This is a genomic window from Kitasatospora sp. NPDC097605, from assembly GCF_040302725.1.
Taxonomy (GTDB): Bacteria; Actinomycetota; Actinomycetes; order Streptomycetales; family Streptomycetaceae; genus Kitasatospora.
On the sequence record NZ_JBEOSF010000007.1, the window covers coordinates 63,140 to 84,488 of the forward strand.

The following is a 21,349-nucleotide window of genomic DNA, read 5'->3' on the forward strand; positions in this document are numbered from 1 at the left end:
TCAGGCCTTGTCGAGGGCGGCGGCCGGGTCGTGCCCGGGGATGTGCTGGACGCCGATCCGCTTGCGGAAGACCCAGTACGTCCAGCCCTGGTAGAGCAGCACGAGCGGGGTGAAGATCACCGCCACGATGGTCATCAGCTTGAGCGTGTAGGCCGAGGAGGCCGCGTTGCTCACGGTCAGGCTCCAGTCCGGGTTCAGCGTGGACGGCATGACGTCGGGGAAGAGCGAGAGGAAGAGCATCGCGACGGCGGCCACGATGGTGACGCCGGAGAGGACGAACGCCCAGCCCTCGCGGGCCACCTGGTTGGCGGCGAGCGCGCCGACCAGCGCGAGCACGGCGATCACCAGGGCGGCGAGGCTCCAGCCGTTGCCGTGGTCGGCCTGGGTCCAGATCAGGAAGACCGCGGCGAGCGCGGCCGTCGCCAGTCCGGTGCGCAGGGCGGTGGCCCGGGCCCGCTCACGGATCTCGCCGACCGTCTTGAGCGCGGCGAACACCGCGCCGTGGAAGGTGAACAGGACGAGCGTCACCAGGCCGCCGAGCAGCGCGTACGGGTTGAGCAGGTCCCAGAAGGTGCCGACGAAGTTCTTCTGCGCGTCGATGTCGACGCCGCGCACGATGTTGGCGAAGGCGACGCCCCAGAGGAAGGAGGGGATCAGCGAGGTCCAGAAGATCGCCTCCTCCCAGTTGCGCTGCCAGCGCGGCTCGGGCCGCTTGGCCCGGTACTCGAAGGCGACACCGCGGACGATCAGGCAGACCAGGATGATCAGCAGCGGGATGTAGAAGCCGCTGAACAGGGTGGCGTACCAGTCGGGGAAGGCCGCGAAGGTGGCGCCGCCGGCGGTCAGCAGCCAGACCTCGTTGCCGTCCCAGACCGGGCCGATGGTGTTGATCAGCACCCGCCGCTCGGTGGTGTTCCGGGCCAGCGTCCTGGTCAGGATGCCGATGCCGAAGTCGAAGCCCTCCAGGAAGAAGTAGCCGATCCAGAGGACGGCGATCAGGACGAACCAGACGTCGTGAAGTTCCATGGTGTGTCGGTCCTATCGATCCTCAGGGGCCTCAGTAGGCGAAGGCGAGCGGCTTGTCGGCGTCGTCGTCGGAGGCCGGACCGCGCAGGGACGGGTCCTTGGCGGGCGGCTGCTCGTCGGTCGCCGGTCCGGCCTTGGCGTACTTCACCAGCAGCTTGACCTCGATGACGGCGAGGATCGCGTACAGCGCGGTGAAGGTGGCCAGCGCGCCGATCTGGGTGCCGACGCTCACGTTGGGCGAGACGGCGCTGGCGGTGGTCATCAGTCCGAAGACGGCCCAGGGCTGGCGGCCCATCTCGGTGAAGATCCAGCCGAAGCTGTTGGCGATCAGCGGGAAGCCCATGGTGAGGATGCCGATCCGCCAGCTCCACTTGGTGAGGAAGGGGCCGAGCTCCCGCTTCGGGGTGAGCATCAGCCTCGGCACCTCGTCGTCGCCGGTGCGGAACTCCGGGGCCAGGAAGCGCTTCTTCCGGGTGGTCCAGAGTCCGATCAGGCCGGCCACGAAGGAGGTCATCCCGAAGCCGATCATGAGGCGGAAGCCCCAGTAGGTGACGAAGATGCTGGGGATGTAGTCCTTGGGGTCGCCGCCGAACCGGGCGGCCTCGGCCGCGGCGGTGTCGTTGATGCCGGGGACGGCGGAGCTGAAGTCGCTGTTGGCGAGGAAGGACAGCGCGGCGGGGATCTCCAGCTCGACCGAGTTGTGGCCCTTGCCGACGTCGCCGACCGCGAAGATCGAGAACGGCGCGGGGGCCTTGGTGTCCCAGAGCGCCTCGGCGGCGGCCATCTTCATCGGCTGCTGGCGGAACATGACCTTGGCGAGCTGGTCGCCGCTGAGCGCGGTGCCGAGGCCCGCGATGACCGCGAGGACCAGGCCGAGCCGCAGCGAGGTGCGCATCGCGGCGACCCGCTTGGGGTTGGCGCTCTCCGGCTTGCGCTTGGCCTTCCAGAGGTGGAAGGAGGCGATGCCGACCACGAAGGCCGCACCGGTGAGGAAGGCGGCGGTCAGGGTGTGCAGCACGACGGTGACGGTGGTGTCCTGGAACAGCACCCGCGCGATGTCGTTGAGCTGGGCCTTCCCGGTGACCGGGTCGATCGCGTAGCCGACCGGGTGCTGCATCCAGGAGTTGGCCGCCAGGATGAAGTAGGCGGAGAGCACCGTGCCGAGCGCGACCATCCAGATGCAGGCGCAGTGCAGCTTGCGCGGCAGCTTGTCCCAGCCGAAGATCCACAGGCCGATGAAGGTCGACTCGAAGAAGAAGGCGATCAGCGCCTCCATCGCGAGCGGGGCGCCGAAGACGTCACCGACGAAGCGGGAGTAGTCGGACCAGTTCATGCCGAACTGGAACTCCTGGACGATGCCGGTGACCACGCCCATCGCGATGTTGATCAGGAAGAGCTTCCCCCAGAACTTGGTGGCGTGGAAGTACTTCTCCTTGTCCGTCCGCACCCACGCGGTCTCCAGCCCGGCGACGATCGCGGCGAGGCTGATGGTGAGCGGGACGAAGAGGAAGTGGTAGACGGTGGTGATGCCGAATTGCCATCGCGCGATGGTCTCGTGAGCGATTGCCAGTTCCACGTCGCCCTCTCTCCAACCGACCCTCTGAGGTCATATTTCAGACAAACTTCATATATAGCCGGAGACCGCTGCTCAAGCGCGCAAGCTTGTCCGCTTGTGAACGTGAACACGTTCACAAGCACAGTATCCATCACCCTTACGCGGGAGATGCGGGCGGGGTGGTGTTCGACCCGTGGCTGACCAGCGGCGATGCCGTGCGCACAGTCTGTAAGGACACCCGCCCGGCCACAACGAGCGGCCGGGCGGGTGGGGTGGGGAATGTGGACGATCCGTAGCATTGACAGCCGCCGGGTCATCCAGGGCGGCCTGGTCGGGCCGGCCGGGCGGGACGGCCACTCCCCCCGGCGCCGGATGGCTGCCGCAGGCGGTCCGCCGGCGTCCTCCGCGCCCGCGTGCCAGACTTCCGGCCCATGCGAACGATCGTCGAAGCGATGGCCGGACGGCTGGCCGAGGTGCCGGGCGTGGTCGGCGTGATGCTGGGCGGCAGCCGGGCCCGGGGCGAGCACCGGCCGGACTCGGACTGGGACTTGGGCCTCTACTACCGCGGCGACCTCGACCTGGACGCGCTGCGCGCGGTGGCGGGACCGGGGATCGAGGTGGCCGGTCCGGGCAGTTGGGGGCCGTGGGTCGACGGCGGCGCCTGGCTCACCGTCGAGGGCCTCGGCCGGGTGGACTGGATCCTGCGCGACCTCGACCGGGTCGACCGGGTCCGGGCCGACTGCCTGGCCGGCCGCTACGAGGTGGGCGTCCAGGCCGGCCACCCGCTCGGCTTCTGGTCTCCCTGCTACGTCGGCGAGTTGGCGCTCGGCCGGATCCTCGCGGACCCGTCCGGTGAGCTGACCCGGCGTCAGCCCGGCTACGCCGTCTACCCGGAGCCACTGCGGACCGCCCTGACCGGGAGCGCCTGGGAGGCCGGCTTCCTGCTCGACGGCGCCGCCAAGGGCGCCGCCCGCGGCGACACCCTGTACGTCGCGCTCTGCCTCTCCCGCGCCGTCGGTGTCCTGGTGCAGGCGCTGTACGCGGCCGACCGCCGCTGGTGCCTCAACGAGAAGGGCGCCCTCGCCGTCGCGGCGACCCTGCCCGGCGCCCCGGACGGCTTCGGCCCGCGCGCCCGCGCCCTGCTCGCCGCCCCCGGCGACGGGCCGGCCGCGCTCACCGCCACCGTGGCCGCCGCCCGGACCCTGGTCGCCGACACCGAGGCCGCGTTGCGCATCTAGGCGCGGCCGAGGAGCTGGGTGCCGGAGGCGGAGGGGGCGCGGGCGGTGAAGTAGTCGACGAAGCCGCGCAGGAACTCCGCCGCGGTGATGACGCCGTCCCCGTCGGTGTCCAACTGGCGGAAGCCGTGGGAGAGCTCGGCCGGATGCACCCGCCGGCCGTCGAACAGCACCCGGTACTCGGCGAAGTCCAGCAGGCCGTCCCCGTCGGTGTCGGCCGCCGCGAACACCGCCCGCAGCGCGGGCAGCAGGCCGCCCTCCAGGTACGCCGGGTCGCGGTCGCAGCCGGCCAGCGTCGCGGCGACGTACTCCTCCCGGCTGATCCGGCCGTCGCCGTCGGCGTCCATGCTCGTCCGCAACTGCTCCCACCACGCCTCGAACGCGGCGTACACCCGGGCCTCGCCGTCCTCGGGGAGTTCCAGCTGCCAGCAGACGTTGTGCGCCATCGCCTGCAGGTCGCGGGCGGTGAGCCAGCCGTCCCCGGTCTGGTCGAGGACCTCCCGGAAGAACCGGTCCAGCCGGGGCGGCCGGGTGTCCTGGCGCGGCATCCGGCGGGGCCGGGACGGCGGGCGCCCGCCCGGGGCGCGGTAGCGGTAGCGGTCCGGCAGCCTGGTCAGCACCGCCCGGCCGCCGCGGTGCAGCAGCCCGGACAGCAGCGCCCCCCGGCGGGTGCGGACCAGGCCGAACCGCTCGCGGTACGCCGCCGGGAGGTCCGCGACGGTCAGCTCGGTGACCACCCCGGCCACCAGCGACCGCAGCACCCGCCAGCCGGCCGGCCCGAGGAAGCGCAGCCGGCGCGGGCAGGGCGCCTCGTGCAGCATGTCGTACAGCAGGTGGCGCGCCGTCCCGGTGAACTCCAGCCGCTCGGCGGTCGTCCGCCGCAGATAGCCGGGCAGCTCGGCGGCGGTCGCCGGCAACTCACCTGCGGGCAGCCCGAACACCGCTGCGATCTCGGCGAACTCCCGGTAGAGCACGTCGAGTTCGGCCGCCGTGTACGGTTCCCCGCTCAACTCCCGCATGGCGGCGACCGCTTCGAACAGGGTGAGGAGCACCCAGGCCCGGGTGGCCGGGTCCTGGGCGTCGTACCCCCGGCCGTCCTCGGTGGTGCCGCGGATCCGCCGATGTGCCCGGTCGAGCCGCTTGACCTCGCGCCAGAGCTGCTCCTGGTCGGACTGGAAGAGCCGCCGCCCGCTGCCGAGGGTGTGCTCGATCCGGCGCCAGGGGTGGCCGCGGTAGGTGGAGTGCTCCTCCATCCCCGCCGCGACCACCGGATGGGAGGCCTGGAGCACCAGCAGCCGCCAGGCGACGAGGACGATCCGCCACTCCGAGAGGTCCCGGCGGAAGGACACCTCGGGACGTGGTGCCGACGCTGCCGAGGCGGTCGACGCTGCTGACGCTGCCATCCGGGAATCTCCTGGGGCTTGCGGGATCTTCGCGTACGGGCGAGGCCCTTCCCGGCCGTCCGACCGGAAAAACTAGCCGCAGGATTGGTCAGACAGTCCTACTTGGCAGTGACTGTCACCTCCGCGAGGTCCGCGAGGTCCGCCGTGTCCAGGCGCAGCGCGGCCGCGGCGGTGTTCTCCTCCAGGTGGGCCGGCGAGGAGGTGCCCGGGATGGCGAGGATCGCCGGCGAGAGGGACAGCAGCCAGGCCACCATCACCTGGGCCCGGGTGGCGCCGTGCCGCTCGGCGACCCGGCGCAGCGCCGGGTGGTCGGGCACGCCGGTGCCGCCCAGCGGGTAGAACGGGACGAAGGCGATGCCCCGCTCGGCGCAGTCGGCCAGCAGCCGCTCGTCGGCCTCGTCGTGCTCCAGCACGCTGAACCGGTTCTGCACCGCGACCACCGGGGCGAGCGCCTCCGCCTCGGCGAGCTGGGCCGCGTTCACATTGCTGACGCCCAGCCGGTGGATCAGCCCCTCCTCGCGCAACTCGGCCAGCGCGGCGAAGGGCTCGGCGATCGAGGACTGGCTGGGCATCCGGCGCAGGTAGACCAGGTCGAGCCGGTCCACGCCGAGCTCGCGCAGATTGCGGTGGACCGCCGCGCGCAGGCCGTCCCGGTCGGCCGGGTCCATCCAGCTGCCGTCCGGCTCGCGGCCGGGGCCGACCTTGGTGGCGATCACCAGGTCGTCCCGGTAGGGGTGCAGGGCCCGCCGGATCAGGGCGTTGGCGGAGACGTCGCGGAAGAAGTAGAACCAGGCGGTGTCGATGTGGTCGATGCCCAGCTCCACCGCCCGGCGCAGCACCCGCAGGCTCTGTTCCGGGTCGCAGGCGGGGCCCTCCCAGTCGCGGGAGGGCAGTTTCATCGCGCCGAAGCCCATCCGGGACACCGGCCGTTCGCCGCCGAGGAGGAAGGTGCCGGCCGCGGCGGCGGCGGGGGCGGGGGCGGGAGCCTGGGGAGTCGTCATGCCCTCCACCCTCGCCCGGGCTCGCCGGAGCGCCGTCCGATCTGGCAGCTTCTTGCCATGAGCACCGATCGGATCATCACCCTGCACGGCGAACGCGAGCTCGTCCAGCGGGCCGGCCACCTGTTCCTCGCCTCGCGCGAGGAGTTCCTGGTCGCCGCCGCCGATCTGCTGACCTGGTCGGCGGGCGTCAACGCGGCCTTCCGGGAAGGGAAGCGGCCGCACGTCGTCCCCGGACTGACCATGCGCAAGCTGTACAGCCGGCGCGCCCTCGCCGACCCGGAGTCGCACCGGCGGCTGCGGCGGATCGCCGCGAGCGGCATCGAGGTCCGGATCTCCGACGGGCCGATCGCCCGGGAGGCCATCGTCATCGACCGCCGCACCGCGATCCTGGCCGGCGCCCCGGTGCGCGGCGTCCTCACCTACACCGTGGTGCGGACCCCGGAGGTCGTCGACGGCGTGCGCTCGCTGTTCCGCGCCACCTGGGAGACCGCCACCGACCTCGCGGACTGCGCCGCCCCGCCGCCCCCGCTGACCGACCAGTCCCGCCACATCCTGCGCACCCTCGCCGCCGGCCACACCGACGAGGCCGGCGCCCGCCTCCTCGGCGTCTCGCTGCGCACCTACCGCCGCCGGGTCGCCGAGCTCATGACCGCCCTCGGCGCCACCTCCCGGTTCCAGGCCGGCCTGCTCGCCCAGAGCCTGCTGACCGAGCCGGCCGGCCCCCGCTGATCACCGCTGTTCGCCGCTGATCCCCGCCGGTCCCCGGGAGGTCAGCGCTGGTGGGGGAGTTCGAGGCGGAAGGTGGCGCCGGTGCCGGGGGCGGTGTGGAGGGTGAGGGCGCCGCCGTGGGCGTGGGTGAGGGCGGTGGCGATGGCGAGGCCCAGGCCGGCGCCGCCGCGCCGGTCGTGGCGGCTGCGGGAGGCGTCGACGCGGTAGAAGCGGTGGAAGACCAGGGCCGCCTGGTCGGCGGTGAGGCCGGGGCCGGAGTCGGCGACCTCCAGCAGGCAGAGGCCCCCGTCGGTGCCCACGCCGATCCGCACCGCGGTGCCGGGCGGCGTGTGCTTGACGGCGTTGCCGACCAGGTTGGTGACCACTTGGCGCAGCCGGGCCTCGTCGCCGAGGACCGGCGCGGGCCCGGGCGGGCCGTCGCCGGCCGGGCCGGTGAGCGCGACCGGGCGGCTCGGGTCGAGCGCGGTGAGGTCGTGCAGGGCGTCGGCGGCGAGGGTGCGCAGGTCCATCGGGGCGAGGTCGAGCGGGCGTTCCTCGTCGAGCCGGGCGAGCACCAGCAGGTCCTCGACCAGGGCGCCCATCCGCACCGCCTCGTTCTCGATCCGGCCCATGGTGCGCCGGACGTCGGACTCGGCCGGCAGGGCGCCCATCCGGTACAGCTCGGCGAAGCCGCGGATGCCGGCCAGCGGGGTCCGCAGTTCGTGCGAGGCGTCCGCGACGAACCGCCGCATCCGGGCCTCGGACTCCGCGCGGGCGGCGAACGCGGACTCGATCTGCGCCAGCATGCCGTTCAGCGCGATGGAGAGCCGGCCGACCTCGGTGTGCGGCGGGAGTGCGGGCATCCGGTGGGAGAGCTCGCCGGCGGCGATCAGCTCGGCGCCCTCCTCGATCCGGCGCAGCGGCCGCAGCCCGGTCCGGACGGCGAAGAAGCCGAGCACGGCGATCAGCACCAGGACCGCGCCGCCGATGCCGAGGAAGGCGGTGCGCAGCCGGGCGACGGTGCCGTCGACGTCCTCCCGGGAGACGGCGACCATCACGTACGCGGAGCTGGGCGCGGGCGCGGCGAAGACGCTGGCCGGGGCGTTCTGCTGCCGCTGCACCGGCAGGACCAGCGCCCGCCAGCGGTACCGGCCGCCGCGCTGGTCGGGCAGGTCGAAGGGGCTGTCGGGATCGACCTTGGCGGGGTCGAAGCCGGCCAGCTGCGGCGCCGGGTCGCTCTCGGCGACCGGCTGGCGCACCACGAACTGCACCTTGCCGTCGGCGGACAGGTACTGGACCAGGTACTGGCTGGGCAGCGTCGCCAGGTACTGGGTGGTGCCGCGCTTGCCCCCGACCGCCGGCTGCTGCTGCTTGGCCTCCGGCCAGTTGAGCCGGGACGGCGCGCGGCGGGCGAGCGGTTCGCCGTAGCGCTCCAGCTGTTCGTCGAGCCGCTGCACCAGCTGGTGCCGGACGCTGCCGAGCACCACGGTGTCGCTGATCACCAGCCCGGTGGTGACCAGCACGAGCAGAAGCACCAGCAGCCGGGCGCGCAGCGACAGCCGGCCGAGGCGGCGGGGGCGGCGGGGCAGGGCGATCTTCACGTCCGTGGTGCTCGGCCCGGCTCAGCCCTGCGGCGGGCGGCGCAGGGCGTAGCCGATGCCGCGCACGGTGTGGATCAGCTTGGCCCCGTGCGCCGGGCCGGAGTCGAGCTTGCGGCGCAGGTAGGAGATGTACGACTCGACGATGGAGAGGTCGCCGCCGAAGTCGTAGGCCCAGACGTGGTCGAGGATCTGCGCCTTGGAGACCACCCGGCCGACGTTGGCCATCAGGTAGTGCAGCAGCTTGAACTCGGTCGGGGAGAGCGCAACGACGCTGCCGCCACGGGTGACCTCGTGGGCTATCGGGTCGAGGACGAGGTCGGCGACGATCAGCCGGCCGTCCTCGGCCGGCCCGCCGGAGCGGCGCAGGATGGCCCGGATCCGGGCGATCAGCTCCTCCAGGCTGAACGGCTTGGTCACGTAGTCGTCGGCGCCCGCGGCGAGCCCCTGGACCTTGTCGCCGACCCCGTCCTTGGCGGTGAGGAAGAGCACCGGCAGGTGGTCGCCGGGGTGCCCGTGGACCGGGCCCGCGATGAGCCCGCGGCTGGTCTGCTCGCGCAGCCGCTCGACGACGGTGAAGCCGTCGAGGTCGGGCAGCATCACATCGAGGACGACCAGGTCCGGACGGTCGGCGGCGATCAGCTGGAGCGCCTCGGCCCCGGTCGCGGCGGAGGCCACCCGGAAGCCGGAGAACCGGAGCGAGGCGGACAGCAGTTCGCGGATGTTCGGTTCGTCGTCGACGACGAGGAGGTAGGCCTCCCCCGGGCCGCCGCTGCTCACCGCCGGGGTTCCTGGTGTCGACACAGTGCCTTGCACGGGGGTTCCGCCTCCCGGTCGGACGATGGCGTTCAGCTTGAGGCTAGCCCGGGGAGGCTATGGGCCATCGATGAATGTTGGATTAACACCTTATCGGGCGGTTTTGTACGGACGGACCCACGGGGCGGGCCTCGATGGTGTGCGCACGGACCCGGACGCCCCGGAAACGGCGCGGCGGAGCGGGCGGCCCCACCGGGCCGTCCCGCTCCGCCGCGCACGGAGGAAGGGTCACAGCTCCTTGCGGAACGCCTCCGCCACCGTGAGGAAGATCGAGTTGCCCTCGACCTCGCCGATCGAGATCCGGACACCCTCCGGGAACGGGCGGACGATCACGCCGGCCTCGGCGCACGCCGCCGCGAACTCCTGCGAGCGCTCGCCGAGTTCCAGCCAGACGAAGTTGGCCTGCGAGTCCGGGATCTCCCAGCCCTGGGCGCGCAGCCCGGCCACCACCCGGGCGCGCTCCTCGACCAGCGCGTCCACCCGGACCATCAGGGCGTCCTCGGCGCGCAGCGAGGCGACGGCGGCGTCCTGGGCGAGCTGGGTGACGCCGAACGGCACCGCGGTCTTGCGCAGGGCGTTGGCGACCGGCTCGTGCGCGATCGCGAAGCCGACCCGCATCCCGGCCAGGCCGTAGGCCTTGGAGAAGGTGCGCAGCACGCAGACGTTGGGGCGGTCCCGGTAGAGGTCGATGCCGTTGGGCACCTCGGGGTCGCGGATGAACTCGATGTACGCCTCGTCGACGACGATCAGCACGTCGGCCGGGACGGCGTCCAGGAAGCGCTCCAGCTCGGCGCGGTGGATCACGTTGCCGGTGGGGTTGTTGGGGTTGCAGACGAAGATCAGCCGGGTCCGCTCGGTGATCGCGGCGAGCATCGCGTCCAGGTCGTGGTCACCGCCGGCGGTGAGCGGCACCGGGACCGGGGTGGCGCCGGCGACCTGGGTGATGATCGGGTAGGCCTCGAACGAGCGCCAGGCGAACATCACCTCGTCGCCCGGACCGGCGGTGGCCAGGATCAGCGACTGGGCCACACCGACCGAGCCGGTGCCGGTGGCGATGTGCTCGGTGGGCACGCCGAAGCGCTCGGCCAGCACGGCGGTCAGCTCGGTGACGGCCATGTCCGGGTAGCGGTTGAGCTTGCCGGCCGCCGCGACCGCCGCCTCCAGGACGCCGGGCAGCGGCTCGTACGGGTTCTCGTTGGACGACAGCTTGTAGGCGTCGGCGCCGGCGGGCTTGCCCGGCTTGTACGTGGGAATGCCGTCCAGGGTCGGCCTGAGGCGGGGCCCCTGTGCTGCGGTCACGGTCGGTCTCCTTCTGTTCTTCCGCTGCGTTCGCCCGCCACGGTCGGGATCGCCGCCGTGCCCGGGAGTCGGAACGCACCCGGTCCACCCCGGTCGGGTGCCCTGAACATAACCGATCGCACTCACCCTTAGGAGTGAGATGCCCGGTCGGGTTACAGGTGCAGATCAGCCATTCTGCTGGGTTCCTATGGCACATGTCAGAGGTAAACCGGCTGGTTCCGTCCGGAGATCAAAGGGGCGCACACGGGCTCACTCATGGAGAAACGTATCTCCACAGGCTCCCAATGCGCCGGTCACAGACCCTTGTCAGGAGCCATACGATCGGTCCGCCATGACAGCAGCAGCCAACCAGAGCGGTCGGCGTCCCACCACCTCACGGCGTCTGGAGCGGGCCGGCATCCGGGATGTGGCAGCAGCCGCCGGAGTGTCGATCACCACCGTCTCCGACGCGCTGAACGGGAAGGGCCGCCTGCCCGACGAGACCAGAAGCCGGGTGCGCGAAGTCGCCGAGCGCCTCGGCTACCGCCCCTCGGCGGCCGCCAGAACCCTGCGCACCGGACGGTCCGGCCTGATCGGTCTGACCGTCACCACCTACGGCGAAGAGCCGTTCACCTTCACCGAGTTCGCCTACTTCGCCGAGATGGCCCGGGCCGCCACCAGCGCCGCCCTCGGCCGCGGCTACGCGCTGGTGGTGCTGCCCGCCTCCTCCCGGCACGACGTCTGGGGCAACATCGCCCTGGACGGCACCGTGGTGATCGACCCGCCCGACCAGGACCCGCTGGTCAGCGAGCTGTACCGGTCCGGTGTCCCGGTGGTCAGCGACGGCAAGCCGGGCAACTGCCCGGTCACCGCCTGGGTCGACAACGACCACGAGGCCGCCGTGCTGGGCATCCTCGACCACCTCTCCGAGGCCGGCGCCCGCCGGATCGGCCTGCTCACCGGCACCAGCACCGACACCTACACCCGGCTCTCCACCGAGGCCTACCTCGGCTGGTGCGCCAAGGTCGGCCAAGAGCCGGTCTACGAGACCTACCCCGCGCACGACCCGGCCGCCGGCGCCGTCGCCGCCGACCGGCTGCTCGCCCGCCCCGACCGGCCGGACGCCGTCTACGGCCTGTTCGACCCCAACGGCACCGACCTGCTCGCCGCCGCCCGCCGCTACGGCCTGCGGGTGCCCGACGACCTGCTGCTGGTCTGCTGCAGCGAGAGCGACGTCTACGCGACCACCGAGCCGCCCATCACCACCCTGTCGCTCAAGCCCCGGCGGATCGGCACCACCGTGGTCAACCTGCTGATCGACGCCATCGAGGGGGTGGACTCCGGCACCGGCGTCGACATCGCCCGGCTCTTCCCGCCCCGCTTCCGCACCGCGGGAACCGGCCCGCCGCCCGGCACCCTGATGCCCACCGAACTCATCGTCCGCGCCTCCTCCCAACGGCGGAGCCCGCGCACCACGGTCAGCCCGCCCCGCCCGCCGGGCGAGGTGTGACCCCGGGCCGCACCCCGAGACGGGTGGCCCACCCCCTTGCCGAGTCGGGACAAAACGGACCTGACGGACCGACCGGCTGACGCTCCGGAGGATTGGATACCCACCAGGTGACGACGCCGGGAGAGTGGTCTTCCTATGATGGGCGAATGACACCCGAGGACCGCTTCCCCGGGCCTGAACACCCGGACTCAGGCCCCCGCCACCAGCCGGACCTCGACGTGCTGCCGTACGGCACCTATTACGAACCGGAACCCGCCGGCGGATACTCCGGGGGCGGGTACGAGGCGGAGACCTACAGCGGCTACGGCGGCGCCCGCTACCTCGAACAGCACTGGCCGGCCGCCGGCCCCGAGCACGGCCACACCGTGCACGCGCTCAACGTCCCCACCGGGCACGACGGCCACTCCGGCTACGAGCCGACCCTGGCCGACCACCCCTCCCCGGGGCAGAGCGACGACCCGCCCACCATCGAGCTCGGCCCCCCGCTCGCCGAGCCCGGCCTGCCGTACCACCCGTACCCGGCCCCCGGCCCCGGCGAGCCGCCCGGCCCGCTCTACGTGGTCGGCGACGTGCACGGCTACCTCGACGAGCTCCGCGCCGAGCTGCGCCACCAGGGCATCATCGACGCCGACGGCCACTGGTCGGCCGGCCGCGCCCGGATCTGGTTCCTCGGCGACTTCACCGACCGCGGCCCGGACGGCATCGGCGTCATCGACCTGGTCATGCAGCTCGCCGCCGAGGCGGCCGCGGCCGGCGGCTACTGCCGTGCCCTGATGGGCAATCACGAACTGCTCTTCCTGGGCGCCGCCCGGTACGGGGACGAGCCGGTCCAGTCCACTGCCGGCACCGCCTCCTTCCTCGCCGCCTGGCGGCTCAACGGCGGCCAGCAGAACGACCTGGAACGCCTGGAGGCGCACCACATCAGCTGGCTCTCCCGGCTCCCGGCGATGGCCCTGGAGGACGGCCACCTGCTGCTGCACTCCGACACCACCGCGTACCTGGAGTACGGCGAGTCCATCGCCGAGGTCAACGACGCCGTCCACGACCTGCTCGCGGACGAGGGCGTCGACGAGTGGTGGGACTGCTTCCGCCGGTTCACCAAGCGCTTCGCCTTCCGCGGCGACGCCGGCCCGACGGCCGTCCGCGAGCTGCTGGACACCTACGGCGGCACGCGGGTCGTGCACGGGCACAGCCCGATCCCGTACCTGACCGGCGCGGTGCACGCCGACGACGGCATGCCGCCGCACGTCCCGGGCCCGTACGTCTACGCGGACGACCTGGCGGTCGCCATGGACGGCGGCGTGACGATGGAGGGCCGCCTGCTGGTCGCCCGCCTGCCGGTCTGACCCGCGGGCCCCCCGGGCCGCCCACGACCGACGCCCCCGTCGGAACGACCGCGCGCGCTCCGCGCCGTGCGGGGCTTCGGCCTGCCCCGCGCCCCCTTACCCTCCGGACACGGCCAGACGCCGGCGGGACGGTGCTGCTGCCCGCGGTGTCCCCGTGACCGGGCCGTCCCGAGCCGGCCCGGGACGCGGACCGCCCCGGAAGGCGGAGCCTTCCGGGGCGGGTCGTGCTTTCGGCCGTGGCGGCTGCGGCGGGTCAGCCGCGGCGGGTGCGGCGGGCCATCGCGATGACGGCCCCGCCGACCGCGAGCAGCGCGGCGGCGATCCCCGCCGGGACGGCGAGGTCGGAGGAGCCGGTGTCGGCGAGCTCGGAGGCCGCCTTGGTCGGGGAGGGCTTGGCGGCGGCCTTGACCACCGACGGGGTCGCGGTCGGCGTGGCGGCCTTGCCCGGCACCGCGGCGGTGCTCGGCGCGGCGGTCGGGGTGGTGCTGGGCCGGACGCTCGGCGTCGGCGCGTTCGGGTTCACGCAGTCGGGCGCGCCGTCGACCGGGGTGGTGGCGAGCCGCTGGGTGGTCCAGAAGAGCACGTCGCCGGCCCCGGGGAAGTAGCCGAAGCCGAGCCTCGGGTCCGAGGGGTCGAGCTTGAAGTTCCTGCCCAGGGTGATCCGGGCGTTGAGCACCTTGTCGTCCACCGGACCGCTCGCCCACTTCGCCACGTCGACGGAGCCGCCGGTCATGCCGACCGCGCCCAGCTCCACCCGGTGCCAGCTGCCGTCCTTCGGGTCCTGGACGTCCACCTCGGCGTCACAGGCCGCCGGGCCCGACATCGAGCCGACGCCCTGGCCCTGCCAGAGGAAGAACGAGGCCGTGCTGATGTGCCAGTCGAACTTGTTGGCGGTCTTGATCGAGACCTTGAACGGGTGCGGCTTGCCGTCGGCCGGGACCGACTGCGGCAGCCCCTCGATGGTCGTGGTGAGGCCGTTCACCTTCACCGTCCGGCCGGTCCGCGCCACCCACTCCTTGGCCTGGCCGTCCTGCCCCAGCCGGGGGCCGACGAAGGCCTCGACCGTGACGTCCATCCACGGGCCCTGCTGCTTGGACTGCACCAGCTTGAACCGCAGTTTGAAGGTCTTCTCGGCGTGCGGCTGCACCTCGACGTCGGCCCCGGTGAGGTCGGCGGCGGTGCCCTCCTGGCCGCCGGTCTGCCCGCCCAGGTCCTGGGCGACCAGCTTCACCGGCTGCCACGTGCCGGAGGCGCCGTCGGCGTACTCGGCGACGATCTGGTCCAGGCCGAGCATCTGCGAGCCGAAGTAGACCAGGACGTGCTCACCCGTGGACGGCTGGTCGGTGTCGTTCTTGACCGTCACCGTTCCCTCGGACCAGCCGCCACCGGGCTCGACGGAACCGAAGCCGTCGAGCCGGACGCTGTGGGCCGGGTCGGTGCCGGCCGCGTGGGCGGCGGGGGCGGTCAGTGCGATCGGCGACGCGACCAGCGCCGCTGCCATGAGCGCATGGCGAATTCTCACATTTACCTCAAAGGTCCGGAATGGCCGCGATTCTCGGCGGCTGCGCGGGGATTGACCTCATCGCGCGGGCGGCAGACTATCCGATCGTCACTTTGAACTGTCAACCAACTATTTCCGGTTGGAAATTCCATACAAGTCGACAAAGAGGGTCTTGATCACGGCGGCCGTCCGAAGGATCGTGGAAGACGCCATCCGACCGTGCCCTCCCCGACTGGAGCCACCATGACCGCCCTCCGCGTGAAGGCCTTCGACCACCTCGTGCTCAACGTCCGCGACATCGAGCGTTCGCTGGAGTTCTACAGCGGTCTGCTCGGGCTGGAGCCGGTCCGCGTCGACGAATGGCGCGCCGGAAAGGCTCCCTTCCCGTCCATCCGGATCACCCCCGAGACGATCATCGACCTGACGGCCCGCCCCCGCGGCGGGTCCAACGTCGACCACATCTGTCTCACCGTCGACCCGCTCGACTGGCAGGAGGTCATCGCCGCCGGCACCTTCACCGTCCTGGAGGGCCCCGTCACCCGCTACGGCGCCCGCGGCGACGCCACCTCCCTCTACGTCCAGGACCCGGACGGCAACACCGTCGAGCTCCGCTGGTACCCCGAGGACGCCGCCTGACCCACCCCCGACCGGGACGCCGTAGCATGCACCGACCGACCGTCCGACAGCCGTTCGACACCTACGGAGCCCCCCGATGAGCTGGGCCGAACACACCGTGATCCGCGACGGCGTCCGGCTCTCCTGCCGCGACACGGGTGAACCGGACGCGGCGGGCGGGGCGGGGCGGCCGGTCGTGCTGCTGCACGGGCTGGCCGGCCACAGCGGGGAGTGGGACGCCCTGGTGGCACGGCTCAGGCCCCGTCACCGCGTGGTCGCGGTCGACCAGCGCGGCCACGGCGCCAGCGAACGCCGGCCCGGCGACGTCTCGCGCGCCGCCCACGTCGCCGACACGGCGGCGGTCCTGGCCGCGCTCGACCTGCGCGGGGCCGTCCTGGTCGGCCAGTCGCTCGGCGGCCACACCGCCATGCTCACCGCCGCCGCCCACCCCGGGCAGGTCCACGCGCTCGTCCTGGTCGAGGCCGGGCCCGCCGCCGCGAGCCCCGGTGTCCAGGCGGAGATCGCCGGCTGGCTCGACTCCTGGCCCCTCCCCTTCCCCTCCCGGGAGGCCGCCGCCGACTTCCTCGGCGGCGGCCCGGTCGGAGCCGGCTGGGCCGCCGGCCTGGAGCGCCGCGCCGACGGCTGGTGGCCGGGGTTCGACCGCGACGTCATGGTCGACTCACTCGCGGAGAACGCCCGCCGCGACTTCTGGACGGAGTGGGCCGCCCTCACCTGCCCCACCCTGGTCGTCCTCGGCCGGCGCGGCATCATCCCCCCGGCCGAGCTGGCCGAGATGCTCCGCCTCCGCCCGGACACCACCGCCACGACCCTCCGCGACACCGGCCACGACCTGCACCTGGAACACCCGGACGAACTCGCCCGCCTCGTCCTCGACTTCCTCGCCACCACCTAGCCGCCCCGCACGCTCACAGGGCGGGCGAGCCCGGGTCGAGCAGCCGGCGCAGCGTCGTGGGGGTGTGGCCCAGGTGGTCGCGGACGGTGCGGGTCAGATGGGCCTGGTCGGCGAAGCCGAGATGGGCGGCCAGGTCCGCGAGGCCTGCCTCGCCCTCGGTGAGGCGGTCCATGGCCCGGGCGACGCGCACGCGGTTGCGGTAACGGGTCAGCGAGACGCCCGTCTCGCGGGAGAACACGCGGCTCAGCCGGTAGGGCGACACCGCCAGCAGCGCGGCCAGTGAGCAGAGTCCTGCGGCCTCCGGAGCCCCTTCGGTGATCGCCTCACGCGCCGCGGCGACCAGCGCCCGATCGGCCGGCACCGGGCGTACGGGCGGCGCGCCGGCCGCCGTCACGACGAGGCGGAGCAGCTCCTCCGTCAGCGCGTAGTCGAGGTCGCCGGTGCCCGCGGCGGCCAGCAGCCGGCGGTGGGCGAGATCGACGCGCGCGTCCACGTACACCGTCGTCGCGGCCGGCGGACGTCCCAGGAGGGACGGCGTGAAGCTGACCGATGTGCAGACGTCGCCGCCGGACGGGTGCGCGAAGCGCTCCTCCTCGCCCGGCGCGGCGAGGTAGGCCATGGTCGGGTCCAGATCGGAATCGACGCCGTCGGCCCGTCGCCGGAACCTGCCCCGTCGCACCAGCACCAAGCGGTGATCGCCGCGGGCCTCCGGCTCCGACCACCGGGTGTGGTCCGAGCGGCAGCCCACCGCCGCCACGGTGAACGCGGGCCGGGCGGCGACGGTCGACACGGACAGCATGCCGCGGACGCTACCCGCCGGGTACGACAGAACGGCCCGCAAGGATCTTCAAGACCTGTCGTGCCGTCGCCCCGGAGGCTTGGGGTCACGTGATGACACGAAGGGAGCCATCCATGGCCGTCCACGCGGAGCTCGCCGCGATCACCATCGACAGTGCCGACCCCCGGGCCCTCGCCGAGTTCTACCGGAGGATCACCGGCTGGGACCTCGCGCAGGCCGACGACGACTTCGTCCAACTCGGCAGCGGGCCTGTCCGGTTGGCCTTCCAGCGGGTCGCCGGCTACCGGGGGCCCGGCTGGCCCGACACCGCGAAGCACGCCCATCTCGACTTCACGGTCGCCGATTCCGAGGCCGCGGTGAAGGAACTGCTCTCGGCGGGGGCGACCAAGCCGGAGTTCCAGCCCGGCGAAGGCGAGTGGACCGTTCTCGCCGACCCCGAGGGCCACCTGTTCTGCATCGCTTCGGCCTGACGAGGAGTCGATCACCCATGGCCTCGATCCACAAGGAACTCGTCATCGATGCCTGCCCCGAAGCGGTGTGGTCGGTGCTCAGCGACTACGGTGCGGTGCACGAGCGGCTGGCGCCCGGGTTCGTCACCGACACCCGGCTGAGCTCGGACACCCGCACCGTCATCTTCGCCGATGGCACGGTCGTGCTCGAACGGCTCGTCGATCTCGACCACGAGGCGATGCGGGTCGCCTACACGGTCATCGGCGGCAGCCTCCACCCGTCCCACCACCACGCGTCCATGCAGGCCCTTCCGGAGGCCGACGGCCGGACGAGGTTCGTGTGGCACGTCGATGTCCTGCCCGACGCCCTGGCCGCACCGATCGCCGAGTTCGTCGAGCACGGTTCGGCGGTGATCCGCCGCACGCTGGAGGCCGCTTCACCGGCCCCGCCCGGCGCGCGTCCCGACCGCGGCCCGACGAGCGGCCTCGACATCGTCCAGGCCGCCTGGAAGGCGTTCGCCGGCCATGACGCCGATCGGATCTCCGCGGTCTTCACCGAGGATGCCGAGTGGCTGGCGCCTCCGGGGAACGCGACGGCCCTCGCGCTGAACTGCCCCAGTCATCTGATCGGCAGAGAGGCGATCGCACGCTTCCTCGCCGAGGACTTCGGCCGGTTGTTCGCCAGTGACGTCAACGTCACCTTCCACGGTTTCCACGCCGACGGCGAGCGCGTCGTCGTCGAGGAGACCATGACGGCGACGCTCGCCGGCGGCAACCACTACGCCAACGACTACTGCCTGGTCTTCGAACTCCGCGACGGCCTGATCCACCGCGTCCGCGAGTACCTGGACACCGCGCGCGGACACCGCATGGTCTTCGGCGACGCCGAGAAGTAGCCGACGACGGCGAAGCGCCGCCCCGACGTGATCGGGGCGGCGCTCCGGTGCCCCGGGTCAGTCGACCAGGGGCAGGTAGACCTTGTTGCCCCGGGCGGCGAACTCCGCGGACTTCCCGGCCATGCCGGCGAGGGCCTCGGCGTCGTAGCCGGACCGGACGGCGGTGGCGCCGACGCCGTGCTCGTCGCGGATCTTCTGGGAGATCTTCATCGAGCAGAACCGCAGCCCGAAAGCGGCACGTGTCGCAGGAGCAGCCGGGACCGTCAGTACGGGAGCAGAACCGTGGTGTCGAGGGTGAAGCCGAACGGCCCGGGGATATGGACGGCCTCCCCGAAGTCGGCATCCTCCCTCATCCGGTAGCGACCGGCTTCGGGCTCGCTGAAGAGCGTGACGGTCTTCAGCGCGGCATCCACCAGGAGATAGAGCGGGATCTGCATCAGAGGGTAGTCACGGAGCTTGCCGACCCAGTCGTTCTCCGGGTTCGAAGGAGAGACGATCTCAACTGCGATGAGGGCCAACTCGGCCGGAACCTTGTTCTCCGTGCTCGTCATGGCGTCTTCGGGGAGATACGTGAGGTCGGCGTCCCCCAGGACAGCCCCTTCGGCGTCCCGGGACAGCGTCCTCGTCAGCCCTGTGTCACTCGGCGAGGGGAAGGTAGACCTTGTTGCCCTGGGCCTTGAACTCCTCGGACATGGCCTTCATGCCCTCGACGGCCTCCGCGTCGTACTCCGGCGAGGCCGCGCCGTTGCCGAACTTCTCATTGATGGATTTGCTGATCTTCATCGAGCAGAACTTCGGGCCGCACATCGAGCAGAAGTGGGCCGTCTTGGCGGGTTCGGCGGGGAGGGTCTCGTCGTGGAAGTCGCGGGCCGTCTCCGGGTCGAGGGCCAGGTTGAACTGGTCCTCCCAGCGGAACTCGAAGCGGGCGTCGGAGAGGGCGTCGTCCCAGGCCTGGGCGCCGGGGTGGCCCTTGGCGAGGTCGGCGGCGTGGGCGGCGATCTTGTAGGTGATCACGCCGGTCTTCACGTCGTCGCGGTTGGGCAGGCCCAGGTGCTCCTTGGGGGTGACGTAGCAGAGCATCGCGGTGCCCCACCAGGCGATCATCGCGGCGCCGATGCCCGAGGTGATGTGGTCGTAGCCGGGCGCGACGTCGGTGGTGAGCGGGCCCAGGGTGTAGAAGGGGGCCTCGTCGCAGATCTCCTTCTGGAGATCCATGTTCTCCTTGATCTTGTGCATCGGGACGTGGCCCGGGCCCTCGATCATCACCTGGACGTCCTTGGCGCGGGCGATCCGGCCCAGTTCGCCCAGCGTCTGCAGCTCGGCGAACTGCGCCTCGTCGTTGGCGTCCGCGATCGAGCCGGGGCGCAGGCCGTCACCGAGGGAGAAGGTGACGTCGTAGCGCGCGAGGATGTCGCAGAGCTCCTCGAAGTTGGTGTAGAGGAAGTTCTCCCGGTGGTGCGCCAGGCACCAGGCGGCCATGATCGAGCCGCCGCGCGAGACGATGCCGGTCTTGCGGCGGGCGGTCAGCGGCACGTAGCGCAGCAGCACGCCGGCGTGCACGGTCATGTAGTCGACGCCCTGCTCGCACTGCTCGATGATGGTGTCGCGGTAGACGTCCCAGCTCAGCTCCTCGGCCTTGCCGTCGACCTTCTCCAGCGCCTGGTAGAGCGGCACGGTGCCGATCGGCACGGGGGAGTTGCGCAGGATCCACTCGCGGGTGGTGTGGATGTTGCGGCCGGTGGAGAGGTCCATGACGGTGTCGGCGCCCCAGCGGGTGGCCCAGGTCATCTTCTCCACCTCCTCCTCGATCGAGGAGGTGACGGCGGAGTTGCCGATGTTGGCGTTGATCTTCACCAGGAAGTTGGTGCCGATGATCGCCGGCTCGACCTCGGGGTGGTTCACGTTGACCGGGATGACCGCCCGGCCGCGGGCCACCTCCTCGCGCACGAACTCGGGCGCCAGGCCCTCGCGCAGGGCGACGAACTCCATCTCGGGGGTCACGATGCCGCGCCTGGCGTATCCGAGCTGGGTGACCGCGGCACCGTCGCGCCCGCGCAGCGGGCGGCGCGGGCGGCCGGGGAAGACGGCGTCGAGGTTGCGCAGGTCGCCGCCGCGCGGCGAGGTGTGCCGGATGCCGTCGTCCTCGGGGCGCGCCTCGCGGCCGTCGTACTCCTCGACGTCGCCGCGCTGGCGGATCCAGGCGTCGCGCAGGGCCGGCAGGCCGCGCCGCACGTCGGCCTCGTAGTCGGGGTCGGTGTACGGCCCGGAGGTGTCGTACAGCGGGACGGTCCTCCCGTTGGTGAGCACGACCTCGCGGTACGGCACGCGCAGGTCGGGACGGGACCCCTCGCGGTGGGCCTTGCGCCAGGCCGGGGTCGGGTAGCCGGTGCCCGCGCTGGTGACGGCGGCCCCGGAGCCGTTCCGGCCCTCGGCGGACCGGTTCCGGGCAGACTGCGGCTGTGCATCGAAGGTGGTCATCGGACCTCAAACTCCCTACGCCGGCATTACCCGGTCAGGTTCCTGCGGTCGACGCAGCCGCCGGTCCGTCCGTCGACGTCCCGTTCAGCGCCCTCTCAGCCCGGTGCTCCGAGCTCCCGCGTCCGCAGGCGGTGTTGCCCGCGCATGACGTCCAACACCGTAGCGAGCCGATCGCCGGAGGTCCAGAGGGGGGCGGGGAGGGGGAACGTCGAGGTCCGGACG

20 protein-coding genes are annotated in these 21,349 nt (G+C 72.3%); 8 read left to right on the top strand and 12 right to left on the bottom strand.

Going from position 1 to position 21,349, the window contains the following annotated elements:
* Together cydB and ABTX81_RS10590 are read right to left on the bottom strand one after the other, a co-directional pair.
* On the bottom strand, positions 1–1,026 hold the full coding sequence (gene cydB, locus ABTX81_RS10585; RefSeq protein WP_350542947.1) for a cytochrome d ubiquinol oxidase subunit II: 1,026 nt from the start codon (positions 1,024–1,026) through the stop codon (positions 1–3).
* A gap of 31 nt (positions 1,027–1,057) precedes the next feature.
* Positions 1,058–2,602, bottom strand: coding sequence for a cytochrome ubiquinol oxidase subunit I (locus ABTX81_RS10590; protein ID WP_350542949.1), 1,545 nt, complete (start codon positions 2,600–2,602; stop codon positions 1,058–1,060).
* A gap of 410 nt (positions 2,603–3,012) precedes the next feature.
* Here ABTX81_RS10590 and ABTX81_RS10595 point away from each other — a divergent pair, with 410 nt between their 5' ends.
* Positions 3,013–3,819, top strand: coding sequence for a nucleotidyltransferase domain-containing protein (locus ABTX81_RS10595; RefSeq protein ID WP_350542951.1), 807 nt, complete (start codon positions 3,013–3,015; stop codon positions 3,817–3,819).
* On the opposite strand, the gene ABTX81_RS10600 is transcribed toward ABTX81_RS10595, so the two are convergent.
* Both ABTX81_RS10600 and ABTX81_RS10605 read right to left on the bottom strand, forming a co-directional pair.
* A complete protein-coding gene (locus tag ABTX81_RS10600) occupies positions 3,816–5,219 on the bottom strand; it encodes an oxygenase MpaB family protein (protein ID WP_350542953.1) in 1,404 nt (467 codons plus the stop codon). The genes ABTX81_RS10595 and ABTX81_RS10600 overlap by 4 nt on opposite strands.
* A gap of 98 nt (positions 5,220–5,317) precedes the next feature.
* Positions 5,318–6,220: an oxidoreductase gene (locus tag ABTX81_RS10605; protein WP_350542955.1), complete on the bottom strand. Its 903-nt coding sequence runs from the start codon at positions 6,218–6,220 to the stop codon at positions 5,318–5,320.
* 57 nt (positions 6,221–6,277) lie between these two features.
* On the opposite strand from ABTX81_RS10605, the gene ABTX81_RS10610 reads away from it, so the two are divergent.
* Positions 6,278–6,949 (top strand): helix-turn-helix transcriptional regulator, encoded by a 672-nt coding sequence (locus ABTX81_RS10610; RefSeq protein WP_350542957.1) that lies wholly within the window; start codon positions 6,278–6,280, stop codon positions 6,947–6,949.
* A 41-nt stretch (positions 6,950–6,990) separates the two neighbouring features.
* Here the strand turns inward: ABTX81_RS10610 and ABTX81_RS10615 are convergent, their stop codons facing one another.
* From ABTX81_RS10615 to hisC, 3 genes are all read right to left on the bottom strand, one after another.
* The gene (locus ABTX81_RS10615; protein ID WP_350542959.1) at positions 6,991–8,529 is read right to left on the bottom strand and encodes a sensor histidine kinase; all 1,539 of its coding nucleotides are present in this window, start codon (positions 8,527–8,529) and stop codon (positions 6,991–6,993) included.
* A 21-nt stretch (positions 8,530–8,550) separates the two neighbouring features.
* Entirely contained in the window at positions 8,551–9,306 is a 756-nt protein-coding gene (locus ABTX81_RS10620; RefSeq protein WP_350542961.1) for a response regulator transcription factor, read from the bottom strand.
* A gap of 264 nt (positions 9,307–9,570) precedes the next feature.
* Positions 9,571–10,641 carry a histidinol-phosphate transaminase gene (gene hisC / locus ABTX81_RS10625; RefSeq protein WP_350542963.1) on the bottom strand — a complete coding sequence of 357 codons (1,071 nt, stop codon included), beginning with the start codon at positions 10,639–10,641 and terminating at the stop codon, positions 9,571–9,573.
* Between the two features lie 331 nt (positions 10,642–10,972).
* Between hisC and ABTX81_RS10630 the strand changes: the two genes are divergently transcribed.
* Together ABTX81_RS10630 and ABTX81_RS10635 are read left to right on the top strand one after the other, a co-directional pair.
* Positions 10,973–12,130, top strand: coding sequence for a LacI family DNA-binding transcriptional regulator (locus ABTX81_RS10630; RefSeq protein WP_078879728.1), 1,158 nt, complete (start codon positions 10,973–10,975; stop codon positions 12,128–12,130).
* A 146-nt stretch (positions 12,131–12,276) separates the two neighbouring features.
* Positions 12,277–13,476 carry a metallophosphoesterase gene (locus ABTX81_RS10635; RefSeq protein ID WP_350542965.1) on the top strand — a complete coding sequence of 400 codons (1,200 nt, stop codon included), beginning with the start codon at positions 12,277–12,279 and terminating at the stop codon, positions 13,474–13,476.
* A 253-nt stretch (positions 13,477–13,729) separates the two neighbouring features.
* On the opposite strand, the gene ABTX81_RS10640 is transcribed toward ABTX81_RS10635, so the two are convergent.
* The gene (locus tag ABTX81_RS10640) at positions 13,730–14,977 is read right to left on the bottom strand and encodes a hypothetical protein (protein ID WP_350542967.1); all 1,248 of its coding nucleotides are present in this window, start codon (positions 14,975–14,977) and stop codon (positions 13,730–13,732) included.
* 243 nt (positions 14,978–15,220) lie between these two features.
* Between ABTX81_RS10640 and ABTX81_RS10645 the strand changes: the two genes are divergently transcribed.
* On the top strand, positions 15,221–15,613 hold the full coding sequence (locus tag ABTX81_RS10645) for a VOC family protein (RefSeq protein WP_350542969.1): 393 nt from the start codon (positions 15,221–15,223) through the stop codon (positions 15,611–15,613).
* 76 nt (positions 15,614–15,689) lie between these two features.
* Positions 15,690–16,505, top strand: coding sequence for an alpha/beta fold hydrolase (locus ABTX81_RS10650; protein WP_350542971.1), 816 nt, complete (start codon positions 15,690–15,692; stop codon positions 16,503–16,505).
* Between the two features lie 13 nt (positions 16,506–16,518).
* Here ABTX81_RS10650 and ABTX81_RS10655 read toward each other — a convergent pair whose 3' ends face one another.
* A complete protein-coding gene (locus ABTX81_RS10655) occupies positions 16,519–17,304 on the bottom strand; it encodes a helix-turn-helix domain-containing protein (RefSeq protein WP_350542973.1) in 786 nt (261 codons plus the stop codon).
* 113 nt (positions 17,305–17,417) lie between these two features.
* On the opposite strand from ABTX81_RS10655, the gene ABTX81_RS10660 reads away from it, so the two are divergent.
* Both ABTX81_RS10660 and ABTX81_RS10665 read left to right on the top strand, forming a co-directional pair.
* Positions 17,418–17,774, top strand: coding sequence for a VOC family protein (locus ABTX81_RS10660; protein ID WP_350542975.1), 357 nt, complete (start codon positions 17,418–17,420; stop codon positions 17,772–17,774).
* Between the two features lie 17 nt (positions 17,775–17,791).
* Positions 17,792–18,649, top strand: coding sequence for a nuclear transport factor 2 family protein (locus ABTX81_RS10665; protein WP_350542977.1), 858 nt, complete (start codon positions 17,792–17,794; stop codon positions 18,647–18,649).
* A gap of 57 nt (positions 18,650–18,706) precedes the next feature.
* Here ABTX81_RS10665 and ABTX81_RS10670 read toward each other — a convergent pair whose 3' ends face one another.
* From ABTX81_RS10670 to thiC, 3 genes are read right to left on the bottom strand one after another with little or no spacing between them, the layout of a single operon-like run.
* Positions 18,707–18,859: a thiamine biosynthesis protein ThiC gene (locus tag ABTX81_RS10670; RefSeq protein ID WP_502892743.1), complete on the bottom strand. Its 153-nt coding sequence runs from the start codon at positions 18,857–18,859 to the stop codon at positions 18,707–18,709.
* 53 nt (positions 18,860–18,912) lie between these two features.
* Positions 18,913–19,278 carry a Uma2 family endonuclease gene (locus ABTX81_RS10675; RefSeq protein ID WP_350543253.1) on the bottom strand — a complete coding sequence of 122 codons (366 nt, stop codon included), beginning with the start codon at positions 19,276–19,278 and terminating at the stop codon, positions 18,913–18,915.
* A gap of 7 nt (positions 19,279–19,285) precedes the next feature.
* Entirely contained in the window at positions 19,286–21,127 is a 1,842-nt protein-coding gene (gene thiC, locus ABTX81_RS10680; protein WP_350542979.1) for a phosphomethylpyrimidine synthase ThiC, read from the bottom strand.
* Positions 21,128–21,349: the final 222 nt, after the last annotated feature.